The sequence below is a fragment of the Pseudomonas sp. IT-93MI4 genome (assembly GCF_949767635.1).
GTDB lineage: Bacteria > Pseudomonadota > Gammaproteobacteria > Pseudomonadales > Pseudomonadaceae > Aquipseudomonas > Aquipseudomonas putida_A.
Map to the genome: position 1 here is coordinate 266,644 of NZ_CATKPP010000056.1, position 18,487 is coordinate 285,130.

The 18,487-nt window shown below is 59.6% G+C and carries 18 protein-coding genes; 10 read left to right on the forward strand and 8 right to left on the reverse strand.

Going from position 1 to position 18,487, the window contains the following annotated elements:
- Positions 1 to 142: 142 nt before the first annotated feature.
- Positions 143 to 1,057, reverse strand: coding sequence for a LysR family transcriptional regulator (locus ACM6I7_RS24080; RefSeq protein WP_414889399.1), 915 nt, complete (start codon positions 1,055 to 1,057; stop codon positions 143 to 145).
- A gap of 158 nt (positions 1,058 to 1,215) precedes the next feature.
- On the opposite strand from ACM6I7_RS24080, the gene ACM6I7_RS24085 reads away from it, so the two are divergent.
- The 4 genes from ACM6I7_RS24085 (at position 1,216) to ACM6I7_RS24100 (ending at position 4,939) form a co-directional block, all read left to right on the forward strand.
- Positions 1,216 to 2,502 carry an MFS transporter gene (locus ACM6I7_RS24085; protein WP_096796615.1) on the forward strand — a complete coding sequence of 429 codons (1,287 nt, stop codon included), beginning with the start codon at positions 1,216 to 1,218 and terminating at the stop codon, positions 2,500 to 2,502.
- Positions 2,503 to 2,565: 63 nt separating this feature from the next.
- Entirely contained in the window at positions 2,566 to 3,318 is a 753-nt protein-coding gene (locus tag ACM6I7_RS24090; RefSeq protein ID WP_414889401.1) for a 5-oxoprolinase subunit PxpA, read from the forward strand.
- Entirely contained in the window at positions 3,315 to 4,019 is a 705-nt protein-coding gene (locus ACM6I7_RS24095) for a 5-oxoprolinase subunit B family protein (protein ID WP_414889402.1), read from the forward strand. Before ACM6I7_RS24090 ends, ACM6I7_RS24095 begins: the two co-directional genes overlap by 4 nt.
- A complete protein-coding gene (locus tag ACM6I7_RS24100; RefSeq protein WP_414889403.1) occupies positions 4,016 to 4,939 on the forward strand; it encodes a biotin-dependent carboxyltransferase family protein in 924 nt (307 codons plus the stop codon). The genes ACM6I7_RS24095 and ACM6I7_RS24100 overlap by 4 nt, the downstream gene beginning before the upstream one ends.
- Positions 4,940 to 5,031: 92 nt before the next feature.
- Here the strand turns inward: ACM6I7_RS24100 and ACM6I7_RS24105 are convergent, their stop codons facing one another.
- Complete coding sequence (locus ACM6I7_RS24105) at positions 5,032 to 6,210, reverse strand: vWA domain-containing protein (protein ID WP_027614532.1); 1,179 nt, start codon at positions 6,208 to 6,210, stop codon at positions 5,032 to 5,034.
- Positions 6,211 to 6,222: 12 nt separating this feature from the next.
- Positions 6,223 to 7,068 carry an AAA family ATPase gene (locus ACM6I7_RS24110; protein WP_098967703.1) on the reverse strand — a complete coding sequence of 282 codons (846 nt, stop codon included), beginning with the start codon at positions 7,066 to 7,068 and terminating at the stop codon, positions 6,223 to 6,225.
- A 202-nt stretch (positions 7,069 to 7,270) separates the two neighbouring features.
- Between ACM6I7_RS24110 and ACM6I7_RS24115 the strand changes: the two genes are divergently transcribed.
- Positions 7,271 to 7,501, forward strand: coding sequence for a DUF4160 domain-containing protein (locus ACM6I7_RS24115; protein WP_336840987.1), 231 nt, complete (start codon positions 7,271 to 7,273; stop codon positions 7,499 to 7,501).
- Positions 7,489 to 7,986 (forward strand): helix-turn-helix domain-containing protein, encoded by a 498-nt coding sequence (locus tag ACM6I7_RS24120; protein ID WP_041070304.1) that lies wholly within the window; start codon positions 7,489 to 7,491, stop codon positions 7,984 to 7,986. Before ACM6I7_RS24115 ends, ACM6I7_RS24120 begins: the two co-directional genes overlap by 13 nt.
- Here ACM6I7_RS24120 and ACM6I7_RS24125 read toward each other — a convergent pair.
- Complete coding sequence (locus ACM6I7_RS24125; RefSeq protein ID WP_115988004.1) at positions 7,983 to 9,059, reverse strand: DUF748 domain-containing protein; 1,077 nt, start codon at positions 9,057 to 9,059, stop codon at positions 7,983 to 7,985. The two genes, ACM6I7_RS24120 and ACM6I7_RS24125, sit on opposite strands and share 4 nt — an antisense overlap.
- A gap of 127 nt (positions 9,060 to 9,186) precedes the next feature.
- Between ACM6I7_RS24125 and cysK the strand changes: the two genes are divergently transcribed.
- Together cysK and ACM6I7_RS24135 are read left to right on the forward strand one after the other, a co-directional pair.
- On the forward strand, positions 9,187 to 10,161 hold the full coding sequence (cysK, locus tag ACM6I7_RS24130; protein WP_041070300.1) for a cysteine synthase A: 975 nt from the start codon (positions 9,187 to 9,189) through the stop codon (positions 10,159 to 10,161).
- 184 nt (positions 10,162 to 10,345) lie between these two features.
- A complete protein-coding gene (locus tag ACM6I7_RS24135) occupies positions 10,346 to 11,284 on the forward strand; it encodes an aspartyl/asparaginyl beta-hydroxylase domain-containing protein (RefSeq protein ID WP_027614536.1) in 939 nt (312 codons plus the stop codon).
- 58 nt (positions 11,285 to 11,342) lie between these two features.
- Here the strand turns inward: ACM6I7_RS24135 and ACM6I7_RS24140 are convergent, their stop codons facing one another.
- Positions 11,343 to 11,501, reverse strand: coding sequence for a hypothetical protein (locus tag ACM6I7_RS24140; RefSeq protein ID WP_167734099.1), 159 nt, complete (start codon positions 11,499 to 11,501; stop codon positions 11,343 to 11,345).
- 35 nt (positions 11,502 to 11,536) lie between these two features.
- Positions 11,537 to 12,064 carry a hypothetical protein gene (locus ACM6I7_RS24145; protein ID WP_414889404.1) on the reverse strand — a complete coding sequence of 176 codons (528 nt, stop codon included), beginning with the start codon at positions 12,062 to 12,064 and terminating at the stop codon, positions 11,537 to 11,539.
- A gap of 451 nt (positions 12,065 to 12,515) precedes the next feature.
- Between ACM6I7_RS24145 and ACM6I7_RS24150 the strand changes: the two genes are divergently transcribed.
- Entirely contained in the window at positions 12,516 to 13,379 is an 864-nt protein-coding gene (locus ACM6I7_RS24150) for a DMT family transporter (RefSeq protein WP_414889405.1), read from the forward strand.
- Positions 13,380 to 13,515: 136 nt separating this feature from the next.
- On the opposite strand, the gene ACM6I7_RS24155 is transcribed toward ACM6I7_RS24150, so the two are convergent.
- Complete coding sequence (locus tag ACM6I7_RS24155) at positions 13,516 to 14,424, reverse strand: DMT family transporter (protein WP_047598166.1); 909 nt, start codon at positions 14,422 to 14,424, stop codon at positions 13,516 to 13,518.
- Between the two features lie 85 nt (positions 14,425 to 14,509).
- Entirely contained in the window at positions 14,510 to 16,135 is a 1,626-nt protein-coding gene (locus ACM6I7_RS24160; RefSeq protein ID WP_414889406.1) for a methyl-accepting chemotaxis protein, read from the reverse strand.
- Positions 16,136 to 16,544: 409 nt separating this feature from the next.
- On the opposite strand from ACM6I7_RS24160, the gene aceK reads away from it, so the two are divergent.
- Entirely contained in the window at positions 16,545 to 18,266 is a 1,722-nt protein-coding gene (gene aceK / locus ACM6I7_RS24165; RefSeq protein ID WP_095138571.1) for a bifunctional isocitrate dehydrogenase kinase/phosphatase, read from the forward strand.
- The last annotated feature ends 221 nt before the right edge of the window (positions 18,267 to 18,487 follow it).

Sequence of the window (18,487 nt, forward strand, 5' to 3'; positions counted from 1 at the left end):
CTGGCCAAACCCCGTGGCGAGGGGATTTATCCCCGATGGGGCGCGAAGCGGCCCTCAATGGTGTGTCAGATCAACCTGATTGCTCAGGTTTCAGGACTGCTGCGCAGCCCATCGGGGATAAATCCCCTCACCACAGGTGTGATTACTGAGTGAGGGTGATGTACTTTTCACCGACCTTGCGCGCATACCCCGCCAGCACCTGCTGACACAACGTCACCATCTCCTCGACCCACTGCACGCCAACTCGCCACGACACCACCACCTGCAGATTCGGCGGGCGTTGGTCGATGTCGAGCAAGGTCAGTTCACCCCGCGCCAGTTCCTCGGCCACCAGCACCGGTGGCAGCACGCCAATCCCAAAACCATCACGCAACAGCCGGGTAATCGCCGACACCGAATTCACGCAGTTCAGGCGCGGCGCCAGCACACCGTTGGCCTGCATCAATGCCAGCAGATCCTGATGCGGTCGGGAGTTTTTCGAGTAGGTGATGATCCGTTCCTGCGCCAGTTCACCGAGGTCCGCGTAGTCACGGTTGTAGATCGAATTGCTCGCAACGATCCAGCCCAGCGGATGGCTGGCCAGCTCGAGGCTGCGCACGCTTTCGTGGCGCACCAGATCGGTTTGCAGAACGATGTCGAGAAAGCCTTTTTGCAGCTGATCGCAGAGGTTAAGCGAGGTATCCGCCACCAGCTCGATTTCCACCCGCGGATACAGATCGGTCATCTGCGCGACCAACGGGCTGAGCCAGGTGTGGATCACCGTGTCCATCACGCCGATGCGCACCCGTCCGACCTTGCTTGAACGGGTCTCGATCGATTGCTTCAGCGCCGACATCGTATCAAGCATCTGCTCGGCATAATCCAGCACCTTCAGGCCTTCGGGTGTCAGGCTGACGCCGCGTGAATCGCGCAGAAACAGCTTCACCCCCAGCTCGCCTTCGAGCACTGCGATGCGGCTGGAAATCGACGCCTGGGTGGTGAACAGCTTGTCGGCGGTCAGGCGAAAACTCTTCAGCCGGGCGACCCAGACAAAGGTCTCGAGAAACTTCAGGTTCATGGCAACGGCTCGGGTGACAAATTTTTCTTATGCCTAAGGCGGGTTTTTATTCGTTGGACGCAACAGGGCCGGGCGACGAAAAATCGGCGCATCCGGTTCCCACGATAGGCGTCGTCGGAACTTCGAACAAGACCAATAAAAGCCTGCGGAGACTTGCCATGCGTGCGCCCGACACCCTCGACCTCCCCAAGAACACGGCCCGCCCCGGCCCGTTCGACTGGTATCGCAACATCAATCAGCAAGAGCGTCGCACCTTCTGGAGCTGCAAGATCGGCTATGGCCTGGATGGCATGGACACGCAGATGCTCAGCTTCGTGGTACCGACCCTGATCGCCATGTGGGGCATCACCACCGGACAGGCCGGGCTGATTCACACCAGCACCCTGATCGCCTCGGCCATCGGCGGCTGGGTGGCGGGGATTCTCTCCGACCGCATTGGCCGCGTGCGCACCCTGCAACTGACGGTGCTGTGGTTCGCCTTCTTCACGTTCCTCTGCGGTTTCGCGCAGAACTACGAACAGCTGCTGATCGCCCGCACCCTGATGGGCTTCGGTTTCGGTGGCGAATGGACCGCCGGCGCGGTGTTGATCGGTGAAGTGATCCGCGCCAAGGATCGCGGTAAAGCGGTGGGTATGGTGCAGAGCGGTTGGGCCTTGGGCTGGGGATTGACGGCGATTCTGTATGCGCTGCTGTTCTCGGTGTTGCCGCCGGAAGACGCGTGGCGTGCGCTGTTCATCCTCGGCATCGTCCCGGCGATTTTCGTGATCTTCGTCCGGCGGCTGGTGAAAGACCCGGAGATCTATCGCGAAGCCAAGGCGGCGCAAACCCCGCAGAATCCGGCGAAGTTCTACGAGATCTTCGCCCCGGGCATGCTGTTCACCACGTTCCGTGCGTCACTGCTGACTACCGGTGCGCTCGGCGGTTACTACGCGATCACTTCGTGGCTGCCAACCTTCCTCAAGAACGAACGCGGTTTGAGCGTGCTCGGCACTGGCGGGTATCTGGCGATGGTGATCGTTGGTTCTTACGTCGGCTATGTGATCAGCGCTTATCTCACTGATCTTCTCGGGCGTAAAAAGAACTTCATCCTGTTTGCGGTCGGCTCGTTCACCATCGTTCTGCTGTACACGCAGATGCCGGTCAGCAACGGGGTGATGCTGTGGCTGGGCTTTCCGCTGGGCTTCTTCGCTTCGGGAATTTTCAGCGGCATGGGCGCGTTTCTCACCGAGCTGTTTCCAACGCGAATTCGCGGCTCGGGGCAGGGCTTCTGCTACAACATCGGTCGGGCGCTGGCGGCTTTGTTTCCGCTGCTGATCGGCTTGCTCAGCCAGAAGGTGCCGTTGAGCGTTGGGATCGGCGCGTTTGCTGCAGTGTCCTACGGCGTGGTGATTCTCGCCGCACTGAGCCTGCCGGAGACCCGTGGCAAGCAACTGGATGCGCAGTAACTGATAACCTGCCGGGCAAGCGTCCTACAGATAAAAAGACCAGAAGCTACAGGAGTGTTCACCGTGAGCCGCCTGCTATTGAATTGTGATATCGGCGAGAGTTTCGGCAGCTGGACCATGGGTCTGGACGCCGAGGTCATGCCCTTCATCGACTGCGCCAACGTGGCCTGCGGCTTCCATGCCGGTGACCCGAGCATCATGCGCAAGACCGTCAGCCTGGCCCTGAGCCACGGCGTGCAGATCGGCGCGCACCCGGCCTATCAGGATCTGGTCGGTTTCGGCCGGCGCTCCATGGCCTATTCCGCCCAGGAACTGCAAGACATCCTGCATTACCAGATCGGCGCGCTCGACGGCATCTGCAAGGCGCAGGGCGGGCGAGTCAGTTACGTCAAACCCCACGGCGCGATGTACAACGACATGATGGCCAACCCGGCGCAATTGCGGGCGGTGATTCAAGCTGTGGCGGCTTACGATCGCACGTTGCCGCTGATGCTGATGGCCACCCGCGACAATTCGGCGGCGCAGCAGCTCGGTGACGAATACGGCGTGACCCTGTGGTTCGAAGCCTTCGCTGATCGCGCCTACGACAGTGCAGGTCGACTGGTCTCGCGGCAACTGCCGGGCGCAGTGCATCACGAAGCAGAAAAAATCATCGAACAGGCGCTGACCATCGCCCGTGGCGGCGAGCTCGTCGCCAGCGACGGCAGCGCGCTGCACCTGCAGGCCAACACCTTGTGCGTGCATGGCGACAACACCAGTTCGGTGGCCGCCGTGCAGCGCATTCGCGAGGCCCTGAATCAGCAGAGCGCGCCATGAGTCCACGGATTGAAGCGGTGGCCCTCGACTGCCTGATGCTGCGCCTGTTCGATGAAATTGCCGAATCCAACATGCCGTGGATGCTCGCCGCCAGTGAGCGCTTGCGCGCGGTGTTTGGCGCGCAGTTGATCGACTTGGTGCCGTCCTACACCACGTTGATGGTGCATTACGATCTGACCGCGCTGAGCCCGAGTCAGGCGCGTGAATTGATCGCAGAAGCCTTGATCGACCTGTCGCCAAATGCGCGCACCGGCGGCCAGTGCCATGTGTTGCCGGTCTGGTACGACCTGAGTGTCGGCCCCGAACTGAGCCTGCTGGCGCAGCGCAGCGGGTTGGCGGTGGAGGAGGTGATCCGCCGTCACAGCGCGCGTGAATATCAGGTGTTTGCCCTCGGCTTCGCCCCGGGATTCGCCTTCATGGGGCTGGTGGAAGAGGTGCTGGCAGCGCCACGTCTGGACACCCCGCGCAAAAAAGTTGCGGCCGGCAGCGTCGGTATCGCCGAACGGCAGACCGCGGCTTATCCGGTGGTGTCCCCCGGCGGTTGGAACCTGATCGGCCGCACCCCGGCGAAACTGTTCGACCGCCATCGCGACGGCTACAGCCTGATGCAACCCGGCGACACCGTGCGTTTCGAAGCGGTGAGCCACGCCGAGTTCGTCAACCTGGGCGGCGATGACACGCCACTGGAGGCGCTGGCATGAGCCGACTGACGATTGAAGCCAGCACGCCGCTGTGCCTGTTGCAGGACGCCGGGCGCTTCGGCGTGCGCCATTTGGGTGTGACCCAGGGCGGCGCAGCGGATTGGAGTTCGATGAGTTGGGGCAATTGGTTGCTCGGTAATGCGCTGGATCTGCCGGTGATCGAAATCACCCTCGGCGGGTTTGCCGTGGTGGCGCAGGAGGATTGCCTGCTGGCGCTGGCCGGCGCTGATCTTGGTGCGCAGATCGATGGGCAGGCGCTGGCGCCGTGGCGCAGTTTCAAACTGGGCAAAGGCCAGACATTGAAGTTCACTCAACCGCTGCTCGGTGCCCGGGCTTACCTGGCGGCGCCCGGTGGTTTCGACGCGCCGCAGGTGCTGGGCAGCAGTGCTACGGTGGTGCGCGAAAAACTCGGTGGATTGGATGGTATGGGGTTACCGCTGACCAAGGGCGCGACGTTGAGTTATCGCGGTGCGGTTTTGCAGGTGCGTGAAGTGCCGCTGGCGCATCGACCTGATCTGCGCCTCAACGCGCCGCTGGATCTGGTGCTTGGCGCACAGATCGGCCAGTTCAGCGGGCAGAGTCTGTTCGATGTGTTCAACAGTCCGTGGACGCTCGACAGTCGCGCTGATCGCATGGGCATTCGACTGTTGGGCAAGGCCTTGCAGTATCAGGGCCGGCCGATGATTTCCGAGGGTATTCCGCTGGGTGCGGTGCAGGTGCCGCCGGATGGACAGCCGATTGTGCTGCTCAATGATCGGCAGACGATTGGTGGCTATCCGCGCTTGGGAGCGTTGACGCCGTTGGCGCTGGCGCGACTGGCGCAGTGTTTGCCGGGGGCGCAGGTGCGATTGAGGCCGGTGGTGCAGGAAGTCGCATATCGCGAGCATGTCGAGTATTTGCAGCGTTTCATAATTAGCTAAGGGCTTCGCGAGCAGGCTCGCTCCCACATTGGAATGCATTTCACCTGTGGGAGCGAGCCTGCTCGCGAAGAGGGCATCACTGACAACAAAGATTACTTGGACAGAAATCGCATCCCTTCCTCAAGCCCACGCAACGTCAGCGGATACATCTGATCCTCGATCAAATCGCGCACGATATTGGTCGACGAGGTGTAGCCCCAGGTGTCCTTCGGATACGGATTGATCCAGATGAGCTTCTTGTACTTCTCCATGAACCGCTGCATCCAAAGGTAGCCCGGCTCTTCGTTCCAGTGCTCGACGCTGCCGCCGGCCTGGGTGATTTCGTAGGGCGCCATGGCGGCGTCACCGATGAAGATCACTTTGTAGTCGGCGCCATACTTGTGCAGCAAATCCTGCGTCGAGAAGCGCTCGGACGTGCGGCGCATGTTGTTCTTCCACACCGACTCATAAATGAAGTTGTGGAAGTAGAAGTACTCCAGATGCTTGAACTCGGTCTTGCAGGCCGAGAACAGTTCCTCGCAGATCTTCACGTGCGCGTCCATCGAGCCGCCGATGTCGAACAGGAGCAACAGCTTCACCGTGTTGCGCCGCTCCGGACGCATCTGGATATTCAGCAGGCCGGCGTCCTTGGCGGTGTGGTCGATGGTGCCGTCGATGTCCAGCTCTTCAGCCGCACCCTGACGGGCAAATTTGCGCAGACGACGCAGGGCGACCTTGATGTTGCGCGTACCCAGCTCCACCGAATCGTCGAGGTTCTTGTACTCGCGCTGATCCCAGACCTTGACCGCTTTGCCCTGACGCTTGCCGGCATCGCCGACGCGGATGCCTTCCGGGTTGAAGCCGCCGGAGCCGAACGGACTGGTGCCGCCGGTGCCGATCCATTTGTTGCCGCCGGCGTGGCGTTCCTTTTGTTCTTCGAGGCGCTTCTTGAACTCTTCGATCAGCTTGTCCAGGCCACCGAGGGACTGGATCTGCGCCCGTTCCTCGTCGGTCAGCGAGCGCTCGAATTCCTTGCGCAACCAGTCTTCGGGAATCAGCGCCTGCAAGTGATCGTCGAGTTTTTCCAGGCCGTTGAAGTAGGCGCCAAACGCGCGGTCGAACTTATCGAAATGCCGTTCGTCCTTGACCAGAATCGCCCGCGACAAGTAATAGAACTCGTCCATGTCGGCGAAGGTCACGCGCTGTTTCAGCGCGTTGATCAGGTCGAGCAGCTCGCGCACCGACACTGGCACCTTGGCTGCACGCATTTCATTGAACAGGTTGAGCAACATGGCATCAGCCTCTTAGCGAGAACCGCGACGGCTCATGAACGCCAGGCGCTCAAGCAACTGCACATCCTGTTCGTTCTTCACCAGCGCACCGGCCAATGGCGGAATGGCCTTGGTCGGATCGCGCTCGCGCAGCACTGCTTCGCCAATGTTGTCGGCCATCAGCAGCTTCAGCCAGTCGACCAATTCGGAGGTCGACGGCTTCTTCTTCAGGCCCGGCACCTTGCGCACGTCGAAGAACACGTCCAGCGCTTCGCTGACCAGATCCTTCTTGATGTCCGGGTAGTGCACGTCGACGATTTTCTGCAGAGTGTTACGGTCGGGGAAGGCGATGTAGTGGAAGAAGCAACGGCGCAGGAAGGCGTCCGGCAGCTCTTTCTCGTTGTTCGAGGTAATGATGATGATCGGGCGTTTCTTGGCCTTGATGGTCTCGTCGATCTCGTAAACGTAGAACTCCATCTTGTCGAGTTCTTGCAGCAAGTCGTTGGGGAACTCGATGTCGGCCTTGTCGATTTCGTCGATCAGCAGAATCACCCGTTCTTCGGACTCGAAAGCCTCCCACAGCTTGCCCTTCTTCAGGTAGTTGCGCACGTCGTGGACTTTTTCGTTGCCCAGTTGCGAGTCGCGCAGACGGCTGACCGCATCGTACTCGTACAGACCCTGATGGGCCTTGGTGGTGGACTTGATGTGCCAGGTGATCAGCTTGGCGCCGAACGATTCGGCCAGTTGCTCGGCGAGCATGGTCTTGCCGGTGCCCGGTTCGCCCTTGACCAGCAGTGGCCGCTCCAGGGTGATGGCGGCATTGACCGCCAGCTTCAGGTCATCGGTGGCGACGTAGGCCTGGGTGCCTTCGAACTTCATCTGCTAATCCTCGAACGGTAACGCCGACCTGCACGGGCAGGGCGGGGGCGAAAAAATCGGATGCCCCGACTATAACGCGCAGCCCGGTCGACTGTGAACGCAGACGGCTTATTCAGTCTCTGAATGGGGCGTCACATGTTGACTCGGTTTCGGCCAGAGGCCAGTATTCAGGTATCGCCGATTTGGCGATAGCCTGTCGGGCATGACGACTCAATACCGATTTCTCGACAAATACCGCATTCAGTTACGTGAGAAGGATCACCCGCCACCCCATGTCCACTTGATCGGTGGCGGAGTGGACGTGATGCTGAGCCTTGAAACCGTCGAAGTCATGACGGGCAAGGCACCGCCGCTGATTATCAAGGAAGCGCTGGCTTGGGTTGCGGCTCATCAAGCGCAACTGCTGGAGGACTGGAAACGATGTTACCCATGAAAAGGCCTCGTCTGACGGCTGTGCAGGCACTGTCAGGTTTTCGATTGAAACTGACCTTTATTGATGGTCAGGATCTGACCCTTGACCTGAGCCGAGACATCCACGCTTATCCAGGTCTGCAACCATTGCTTGATCCCGAAGTGTTTGCGGCTGCGACCCTTGACGACAATGGCTGGACGGTCGAATGGCTTGAGCCCGATATACAGATTGGCGCAGACACGCTTTATATGGATGCGCTGGCCCAAAACACTGTCGATGAAAACACTCGGATTTTCATCGATTGGCGTGCACGTACCGGACTCTCACTGAATCAGGCAGCCGAGGCGCTGGGTGTCAGTGCCCGCAGCATCAGCCGATACAGTAATGGGCGGGAGGCGGTGCCAAGGTCATTAGCCTTGGCTTGTCTTGGTTGGGACTCATTGCAGCAAAAGTCCACGCTGGCGGCTGAAGAATCTGGTCGATATGTCGTTAATCGTAAGAATTAGCCCGCATCCGGCTTAGGCCGCTCATACCGCGCATTGAAAGCCTGAATAAAGCCATTGCGCAAAATCTGCAAAAACGCTTCGAACGCGCTGATGTTTTGCTGATGCACGTTGCCACTGAGTTCGACCTTGGTGGCGAACTGGTTTTTGGCCTGGTTCTTCAGCACGGTTTCCGTGCCGCCGACGATCGCCTCCCAGACGGAGCGGAAGATGCTCTTGTCCTTGTTCTCCACGTCCTGCTGCCAGTTGAACACTTCGACGTCGCGCAGCAGCGGTTTGATGTAGCCAGTGACCTGGGCTTTTTTCGCCTGGGCTTCGATGACGACGTCGCCATGGCCGGCGTTGAAATCGAACTTGCCGTAGGCTGAGGCAAAGTCGTTCATGCTCTTGAGTTCGATGTCGCGGGCGCGCAGGCGGAACTGGAAGTCCTCGAAATTGCTCAGCGGATCGAAAGTGGCCGTGGTTTCCAGTGGTGCGTGGCCGAGCAGCTTGGCCTTGCCTTCGAAGCGGGCATCGCGCTTGCCCTGTTTGTCGACCACGTTGGTCAGGTTGTAGATGCTCGCCTCGACGTTGCTGGCGTTCATGTTGACCGGCGGTTTGGAGTTGAAATTGCGGAAAGTGATCTTGCCGTCGTGGATCTGCACCTCGTCGAGAGTGATCGGCAGCAACTTGCCCAGTTGCGCCCGCCAGTCGGTGCCTTTACCAGTCTGCGAGTTCTGCTTGTTGGGGCCGCCATCGACGAAGTTGATCTCGGGATTGAAGAATTGCACCTGCGCCACCACGGCATGGTCGTACCACAGCGAATGCCAGCTGACCGCCAGATCGATCACGGGCGCGTTGACGAACGGCACCGGCACCTTGCCGTCGACCTTGACGATCTTCAGGCCGTTGATCCGGTAGGCGCCGCGCCACAGGGCCAGATCGACGTCGGTCACCTGGCCGCGGTAGTCACCCATGTCGGCCAGTTTGCCGTTCAGGTAATCGCGCACCACGTAGGGCAGGGCGATGTGCAGGGCGATCAGCAGCACAACCACGACGGCAAAAATCCCTATTGGCCAGCTATAACGACGCTTCATGGCAACAATTCCCGAACGATGTAAGCGATTGACTGTGGCGCGGCGCAGACGTTCGACCCGACTGGACTGCGCCCGGCAACAGGCATACCTTGAAAGGCTGAATTCAACGCTGCATAAGGACCCAGCCATGAGCCGTATTTTCGCTGACAACGCCCATTCCATCGGCAACACGCCGCTGGTGCAGATCAACCGCATCGCGCCGCGCGGCGTGACCATCCTGGCCAAGATCGAGGGGCGCAACCCCGGTTATTCGGTCAAGTGCCGGATCGGCGCGAACATGATCTGGGACGCCGAAAGCAGCGGCAAACTCAAGCCGGGCATGACCATCGTCGAACCGACGTCGGGCAATACCGGCATCGGTCTGGCCTTCGTCGCCGCCGCCCGTGGTTACAAATTGATGCTGACCATGCCGGCATCAATGAGTATCGAGCGGCGCAAGGTGCTCAAGGCCCTCGGCGCAGAGCTGGTCCTGACCGAACCGGCCAAGGGCATGAAAGGCGCGATCGAGAAGGCTGCCGAAATTGTTGCCAGCGACACCGGCAAATACTTCATGCCGTCGCAGTTCGATAACCCGGCCAACCCGGCGATCCACGAAAAAACCACCGGCCCGGAAATCTGGAACGACACCGATGGCGCCGTCGATGTGCTGGTCGCTGGCGTCGGGACCGGCGGAACCATCACTGGCGTTTCGCGGTATATCAAGAATACCCAGGGCAAACCGATTCTGTCGGTGGCAGTGGAGCCGGTGTCTTCGCCGGTCATCAGCCAGGCGCTGGCGGGTGAAGAGATCAAGCCGAGCCCACACAAGATTCAGGGGATTGGCGCCGGTTTCGTGCCGAAGAACCTCGATCTGTCGATGGTCGACCGGGTGGAGCAGGTCACTGACGACGAGTCCAAGGCCATGGCGCTGCGCCTGATGCAGGAAGAAGGGATTTTGTGCGGTATCTCTTGCGGCGCGGCCATGGCCGTGGCAGTGCGTTTAGCCGAGAAGCCTGAAATGCAGGGCAAGACCATCGTGGTGATTTTGCCGGACTCCGGTGAGCGCTATCTGTCGAGCATGCTGTTCAGCGATCTGTTCACCGAGCAGGAGAATCAGCAGTAGTCGAATTGACTCAGATCAGCCAGGGTTCAGGATCGTTATGCTAATAAATGCTTTGGTGCGCAATTCTTAACACTGAATCTTGGGTTCAGCGGGTTTTTCCCGAGGCCGGTAGTGTTTATCATGGCCGGCTGCCATGCCGGCTATAGGGCATTGCGCAGCGTTGTCTTTATTCAAGGAGTCGTTGATGACCTTTTCGTTAGCCGCCAAGGTATTGGTGCTGCTGCTGTTTGTGGGCAGCATCCTCTATGTGCATTTGCGCGGCAAGGCGCGTTTGCCGGTTCTGCGCCAGTTCGTCAACCACTCGGCGCTGTTCGCCCCGTACAACGCGCTGATGTACCTGTTCTCCGGCGTTCCGTCCAAGCCATATCTGGATCGCAGCAAGTTTCCGGAACTGGATGTGCTGCGCGATAACTGGGAAACCATTCGCGACGAGGCCATGCACCTGTTCGACGAGGGCTACATCCGCGCCGCCGAAAAGAACAATGACGCCGGTTTCGGCTCGTTCTTCAAGAAGGGCTGGAAACGTTTCTACCTCAAGTGGTACGACAAACCGCTGCCGTCGGCCGAAACCCTGTGCCCGAAGACTGTGGCGCTGGTCAGTGCGATCCCTAACGTCAAAGGCGCGATGTTCGCGCTGTTGCCAGGTGGCAGCCATCTGAACCCGCACCGTGACCCGTTTGCCGGCTCGCTGCGTTATCACCTGGGCCTGTCGACACCAAACTCCGACGATTGCCGGATCTTCGTTGATGGTCAGGTCTACGCCTGGCGCGACGGTGAAGACGTGATGTTCGATGAGACCTACGTGCACTGGGTCAAGAACGAAACCGAACAGACCCGCGTCATCCTGTTCTGTGATGTCGAACGCCCGCTGAGCAATCGCCTGATGACCCGCATCAACCGCGCCATCAGCGCTTGGCTGGGCCGCGCCACCGCGCCGCAGAACCTTGATGATGAACGTGTCGGCGGCATTAACCAGGCCTACGCCTGGAGCAAGAACTTCAGCGACCGGTTCAGCGGCGTGGTCAAACAGTGGAAACGCCGCAATCCCAAGGCCTACCGCATCCTGCGTCCGGTATTGGCGGTGGTGGTGCTGACTCTGCTGGGGTATTGGCTGTTTGGTTGAGGCCGGATGTTGAAATGAAAAAACCGCTCCTTGTGAGCGGTTTTTTATTGTCTGTGAGTCAGCGGCGCCCGGCGAGAACGTTGGGTTCGTCTTCAATGCCTGTAATCAGTAACTGCAGAAAGCGCTGCTGATTGGCTGATAGCCCGGATGACACAATCTTTTCTTCTGTTTTGATTGATCTTTTCTTAGCGGGGGATTTCTTGACTGATTTGCGCATGCTCCCTCCCTCATTGATCATTACTTGAACTGTTTTCACGATACTTTACTCTCCACTGCTAGGACAAGACGACCTTCCAAATCAAATTTGAAGCCGAGCTTTGTATAAACAGGAATTGCTCCCTGCATTGGCTCCTGGACTTCAATGAACTTGCTGCCGACTATTTGGGCGAACTCATCGATGACCATCATTGCCAAGGTCCCGATACGATTTTTCAGCGGGTGAGAATCTCCGGGTCGCCCTTCCAATCGTACGATTCGAATACGTTGGCGGCTTTTGTTCGGATTGACGAAGCACAGTCCGCAGAGCTGTTCTTCGAACCAGATCGCGATATCCAGGGACAGGGGTTCTTGTGATTTCCATGCGGCAACCTCTCGCCAGCAAAAAAGTGGATTCTCCCAGAGCTCGAACGCGCTCAGTGCTATGGCGTCGATGGGTTCGAAGCGTACTTTCGACAAGTCTTGTCGCGCTGGTAGCTGCAATAGAGCTTTGGCGATGCTTGCCTGTTTCCTGGCCTGCGATTTGTACAACTGATACCGCAAATTCGTCCGTTCCCTTGGCATGTGATCCCGAGCATTCCCTGTCTCCCCATCAATGGGCCTATCCGTTGCTCATCAGCCTATGCGCCTGCCATCGAGCTGTCCCTGCTGGCCCTTTGTCCAAATCATTGCAATCCATGTCCCACGCTGGTTATAGTCGGCGCTCGTGAATCATCTGATTCACTCTCCAAACCCTTCAAAAAAGATCAGCCCCAATGCCTGCATCCCTCATCAACGCGGTAGTCGATTCAGCGGTCAACGCTGGCGTCGTGCCGTGCGGGAATCAGCAGCCTGGGCAGATCAGTCATTACCCTCCACCTGTCAGTAGCACGCCGGTGTGCGCCGTCGTATCACCGCCGGGCGTTGGCGTTTCGGGCTGATCGGCATTCTTTGCTGACCCCTGCGCCCGCCAGAAAAACCTACTGAATTTCAGCCTCGGCTGAGTTGGCTGTTTGCCTGACTACAGGTGGTATTCATGTTTGTCCTTTCGAAAAAATCCGCGCTCGCGGCGACGTCCACGAGCCTGTTCGTTCTACTGTGGAGCAGCGGGGCGATCTTCTCCAAATGGGGGCTGGCCCATGCCTCGCCCTTTGCCTTTCTGCTGATTCGCTTTGTGATCGCCCTGTGCGGGCTGCTGCTGTTGACGCCGCTGCTCAAGTTGAAGCTGCCCAAGGGCGGTCGGCCGATGCTGTTTGCGATTGCAACGGGCGTGGTGTTGTTGGGGGCGTATCAGATTTTCTATCTGCTGGCCCTGAACACCAGAGTCACACCGGGGGTGATGGCGACCATCATGGGCGTACAGCCGATCCTCACTGTGGTGTTGATGGAGCGCCAGCGCTCGGCGAGCCGGATGTTCGGTCTGGCGCTGGGGCTGGCCGGGCTGATCATGGTGGTTTATCAGGGTATCGGACTGGCGGGGATGTCCTGGGCAGGGATGCTGTTCGGTCTGTTGGCGCTGGCGAGCATGACGGTGGGCTCGATCATGCAGAAACGCATCACCGACAATCCCCTCGGCACATTGCCGGTGCAGTATCTGGCCGGGCTGTTGTTGTGCGGGATATTTGTGCCATTTCAGCCGTTCCACTTTGAACAGAGCACGGGTTTCATCGTGCCGGTGTTGTGGATGGGACTGGTGGTGTCGGTGCTGGCGACACTGTTGCTCTATCGCCTGATCGCCCGGGGCAATCTGGTGAATGTCACCAGTCTGTTCTATCTGGTGCCGGCGGTGACGGCGGTGATGGATTACCTGATTTTCGGCAATCGTCTGGCGGCGTTGAGTGTGGCGGGGATGCTGTTGATCATCGTCGGGCTGGCGTTTGTGTTCCGTAAAACTGCTTGAAAACCTTCAGGCTGCCCCAGGCATTTTCAGTGTCTGGGCCGGCCTCTTCGCGAGCAAGCCCGCTTCCACAATTGGAATGCATTCCTCCTGTGGGAGCGGGCTTGCTCGCGAAGACTGACTTGTTAACGCCGCAAAATCATCGAGCTGTAACGGCAGAAGGCTTCACCACCGCCGGCTTCAACACCAGCCACAACGCCAGCGCAATCAACACCCCGCCATACAGGTGCGCCATCGACAACGGCTCATCCAGCAGCAACGCGCCCCACAATACGCCGAACGCCGGAATCATGAAGGTCACGGTCATCGATTTGACCGGGCCGATGGAGCTGAGCAGGCGGAAATAGATGATGTAGGCGAACGCCGTGCAGCCCAGACCCAGGCCCAGCAGCGACAGCCAGACATTCCACCCACCCCAGCTTGCCGGAGGGGCGGTGATCACGCTGTAGCCGAACAGTGGCAACAGAAACAGCGAGGCGCCGAGCATGCTGCCCACGGCGGAGAGACGACTGTCGAGCCCGCCGCTGTGATCCAGCCAGCGCCGCGTGAGGAACCCGGCGAAGCCGTAGCAAGTGGTAGCGAGCAGGCAGGCGAGGGCGCCCATCAGCAATTGCAGATCGAACGCGACCGGACCTGCGCGCGTCAGCACACCGACACCGAACAAGCCGAGAAACACCCCGGTCAGTTTCGCGACAGTGAGTTTTTCGCTGAAAAACAGCCCGCCAATCAACACGCCCATCAACGGCGTGGTGGCGTTGAAGATCGCCGAGTAACCGGCCGGCAACACTTGCGCCGCCACCGAATACAACGTCGCCGGAATCCCCGAGTTGATAACGCCCAGCAACATCACCGTTTTCAGTTTGCCCTTGAAATCCCAGCTGATGCGCATCAGCCCGAGAATCACCAGCAGACCGACGGCAGCAATCGACACCCGAAAGAACGCGGTCGGAATGGTGCCGATCACCGGCGCAATAATGCGCATGAACAGGAAGCTCGCGCCCCAGATGGCTGCCAGCGACAGCATGCGGAAAATATCGACAGCGCTCACGATGGCACTCCTTCCTTGATCGGGACGAGAGTGTTGCCGAGCGCCCTGTCGATGGCAACCGTCAATCGGGCATTTAATTTTTCATTCAGAGCACGAAGCGCGTCACCAGGCCGTTGAGGTCGATCGCCAGGCGCGACAGTTCCTGACTGGCAGCGGAGGTCTGGGTAGCGCCGGCGGCGGTCTGGGTCGAGAGATCGCGGATGGTCACCAGATTCTGATCAACCTCGCGCGCGACCAGCGCTTGCTGCTCGGCCGCGCTGGCGATCACCAGGTTGCGCTGGTTGATCTGCGAGATCGACGCGGTGATTTTCTCCAGTGCCTGACCGGCACTGTTCGCCCGGCGCAACGTGTGGCTGGCCTGCTCGGCACTGCTTTGCAAGGCGCCGACGGTGGCGCCGGTGCCTTGCTGGATGCTGCTGATCATCAGCTCGATTTCTTCGGTGGAGTTCTGCGTGCGTTGCGCCAGCGAACGCACTTCATCGGCGACCACCGCAAAACCGCGTCCGGCCTCACCCGCGCGCGCCGCTTCGATGGCGGCGTTGAGCGCCAGCAGGTTGGTTTGCCCGGCGATGCCGCGAATCACCTCGAGCACCTTGCTGATGTCCTGAGCCTGAGTGGCGAGGCCTTCGGCCTGCTCCGACGCACCGAGCACCGCGCTGACCAGTTCCTGAATCGAGCTGATGGTCTCGCTGACCTGCACATGCCCGTGTTTGCTGTCCTCGTTCGAGGCTTCGGAGGCCTCGGCGCTGGACACTGCGTTGGCCGCAACTTCATCCACCGCCGTGCTCATCTCGGTGACGGCGGTGGCGGCCTGTTCGATCTGATCGTTCTGCTGCTGCAGGCCACGGGTGCTTTGCTCCATCACCGAGCTCATTTCTTCGGCGGCGGAGGCCAGTTGCTGCGCCGATTCGCTGATGCCACGGATGGTCGAGCGCAGGTTGTTCTGCATCTCGGCGAGGGCGCTGAGCAACTGCGCCGCCTCATCGCTACCGTGATCGGCAATCTGGCCGCTGAGGTCGCCGGCGGCAATTTTTTGCGCGACGGACAGGGCCTGATTGATCGGTGCGGTGATGCTGCGGGTCAGCAGCCAGGCCAACAGCAGGGTGGCGATCAGGGCGACAACGATGATGGTCGCGACAATCCACAGCGCCTGCTGATAAACCCCGGCAGCAGCTTCGGCGGCGCTGTCGGCGCCTTGCTGGTTGAAGCTGATCATCTGCTCCAGCGCTTTGTCGAGGATCCGGCCCTGCGGCGCCAGTTCATTGTTCAGACGGGCATAGGCCTGTTCACTTTGCCCGGCGTCGATCTGAGCGATGATCTGGTCCAGGATGCTCATGTACTTGGCGACGTCGCTATTCAAACCGTCGAGCATCGCCCGTTCCGCATCGCTGGCCAGCAGAGCGGTGTGGTCCTTCAGGCGCTTCGACAATTCTTCGCGCTGCACCTTGATGATGCCTTTGCTTGTGTCGCGTACCGCCGGCTGGGTGCTGGTGATCAGGCGCAGGGATTCGAGGCGGATGTTGGCGATGTTCGCCGCCGCATCGTGAATGCTCTCGATGCTGGGCATCCACGATTCCTCGATCACCGTTGCGCTCTCACGCAGATTTTTCATCTGGCCCAGGCCGAACAGGCCGACCACCACCAGCAGGGCGGCCAATACGGCAAAACTCAAACTGGCGCGCAAACCGATGCGCAGATTGCGGATAGACATCAATGTGCTCCTTGATCTATGAGGAAGAGGTCGTCCTCGTGGGCCGAGGATCTTGTTGTGAGGCGGGTACTGGCGGGCTGTATATCAAAGTGCCACTATTTTGGTAAGACCAATCTGTGAGCAGTTCTTCTCTTTCATCGACAGGCGGGAACGCAGCGGTAAAACCGCGAGCCAGAGCGGTGGGGCAGGGATTGGATCCGAATCCCAGGGAATTCGCGGGCTGGCGCGGGGCGGCAGGCGAGACTGAGAGGGCGGTTAATTGACCGAACGGTCGACTCAAAAAACTTTGATAAAAACTGTGTCGCTGTACAACCCTGCCGCGCTTTTGGCAGAAATTGCACTTCTCCTGCGCATGCATCCGTGGCTAAGCTCAGGCACAGATTTCCACTTGCACGCCGAGGTCTCCTCTATGCCGCAGCAATGGCCAGCCACCGACATCGCCCGCATGATCCTCGATGGCTTTGACGATTACCGCGAGCACTTCCGGCGGATCACCGACGGTGCGCGCGAGCGCTTCGAGCAGGCGCGCTGGCAGGAGACGCAGACCGCGTCGGCGGCGCGGATCAATCTCTACGAAGAAAAGGTCGGCGAAACCATCGCCCGCCTGCGCGAGCATTTCGATGACGAGACGCTGATGAATGTCGGCAGTTGGCCGCTGGTGAAGAGCGCTTACATCAGTGTCATTGACCTGCGTTTCGACGATGAATTGTCCGAGACCTGGTACAACTCGATCTTCTGCGGGCTGTTCAGTCACGACCTGATCAGCGACGGCTGCATGTTCATCCACACCACCCGGCCGAGCCTGCGCCGCGCCCGGGCTGCGCAAACCCGCACCTACAAGCCGCAGGGGCAGTTGTCATCGATGCTCGCGAGCATCTTTGCCGACTACCGCTTCAGCGAGGATTACGCCGATTTGCCCGGCGACCTGCAGCGCCTCGAGTCGCAACTGCGCGAGAACCTGCCGGACTGGGTGTGCAAGGATCCGGAGCTGAGCGTCGAGCTGTTTTCCTCGGTGTTGTACCGCAACAAGGGCGCGTATCTGGTCGGGCGTATCTACACCCGCGACGAGCAGTGGCCGCTGGTGATTCCATTGCTGCACCGCGAGGGCCGCGGGATTCAGATCGACGCGCTGATCACCGACGAAGCCGACGTGTCGATCATTTTCTCTTTCACCCGTTCGTATTTCATGGTGGATGTGCCGGTGCCGGCGGAGTTCATCGGCTTCCTGCGGCGCATTCTGCCGGGTAAGCACATCGCCGAGCTTTACACCTCGATCGGTTTCTACAAGCACGGCAAATCCGAGTTCTACCGGGCGCTGATCAATCACCTGGCCAACACCGACGACCAGTTCATCATGGCCCCCGGCGTGCGCGGCATGGTCATGAGCGTGTTTACCCTGCCGGGCTTCAACACCGTGTTCAAGATCATCAAGGACCGTTTCTCACCGTCGAAAAACGTCGACCGGGCGACGGTGATCGAAAAATACCGTCTGGTGAAAAGTGTCGACCGGGTCGGGCGCATGGCCGATACCCAGGAGTTCGCCGACTTCCGTTTTCCGCTGAGCAAGTTCGATCCGGCGTGTCTGGAAGAACTGCTCGAGGTCGCGCCGTCTACGGTTTCGGTCGAAGGCGATACGGTGCTGATCCGCCACTGCTGGACCGAACGCCGGATGACCCCGCTCAACCTCTATCTGGAAAACGCCAATGAAGCGCAGGTGCGCGAGGCGCTGGAGGACTACGGCCTGGCGATCAAGCAACTGGCGGCGGCCAACATCTTTCCCGGCGACATGTTGCTGAAGAACTTCGGCGTCACTCGTCACGGCCGAGTGGTGTTCTACGACTACGACGAGATCTGCTTCCTGACCGAAGCCAACTTCCGCCACATCCCCGCGCCGCGCACCCCCGAGGACGAAATGGCTTCTGAACCGTGGTACTCGATCGGGCCGCTGGATGTGTTCCCGGAAGAGTTTCCGCCGTTTCTGTTTGCCGATGCCGGGCAGCGCAAACTGTTCGATCAACTGCATGGCGAGTTGTACAACGCCGATTACTGGAAGGGTTTGCAAGAGGCGATTCGCGCCGGCAAAGTCATCGACGTATTCCCCTACCGCCGCAAAGGCCTCGATAACGAATAACTCACAGATAAACAATTTGTGGCGAGGGGATTTATCCCCGATGGGGTGCGAAGCACCCCCAAAAGCCATTCAATTCAGACGCTTCAGTACAACGTTGATATCCAGCCGACGACTGCTGCGCAGCCGATCGGGGATAAATCCCCTCGCCACAAGAGCACCTCGCAGTCGTGTTCAGTGATGCAAATCTGCGACAATCGGCCCCCTGCATAAACAGACGACCG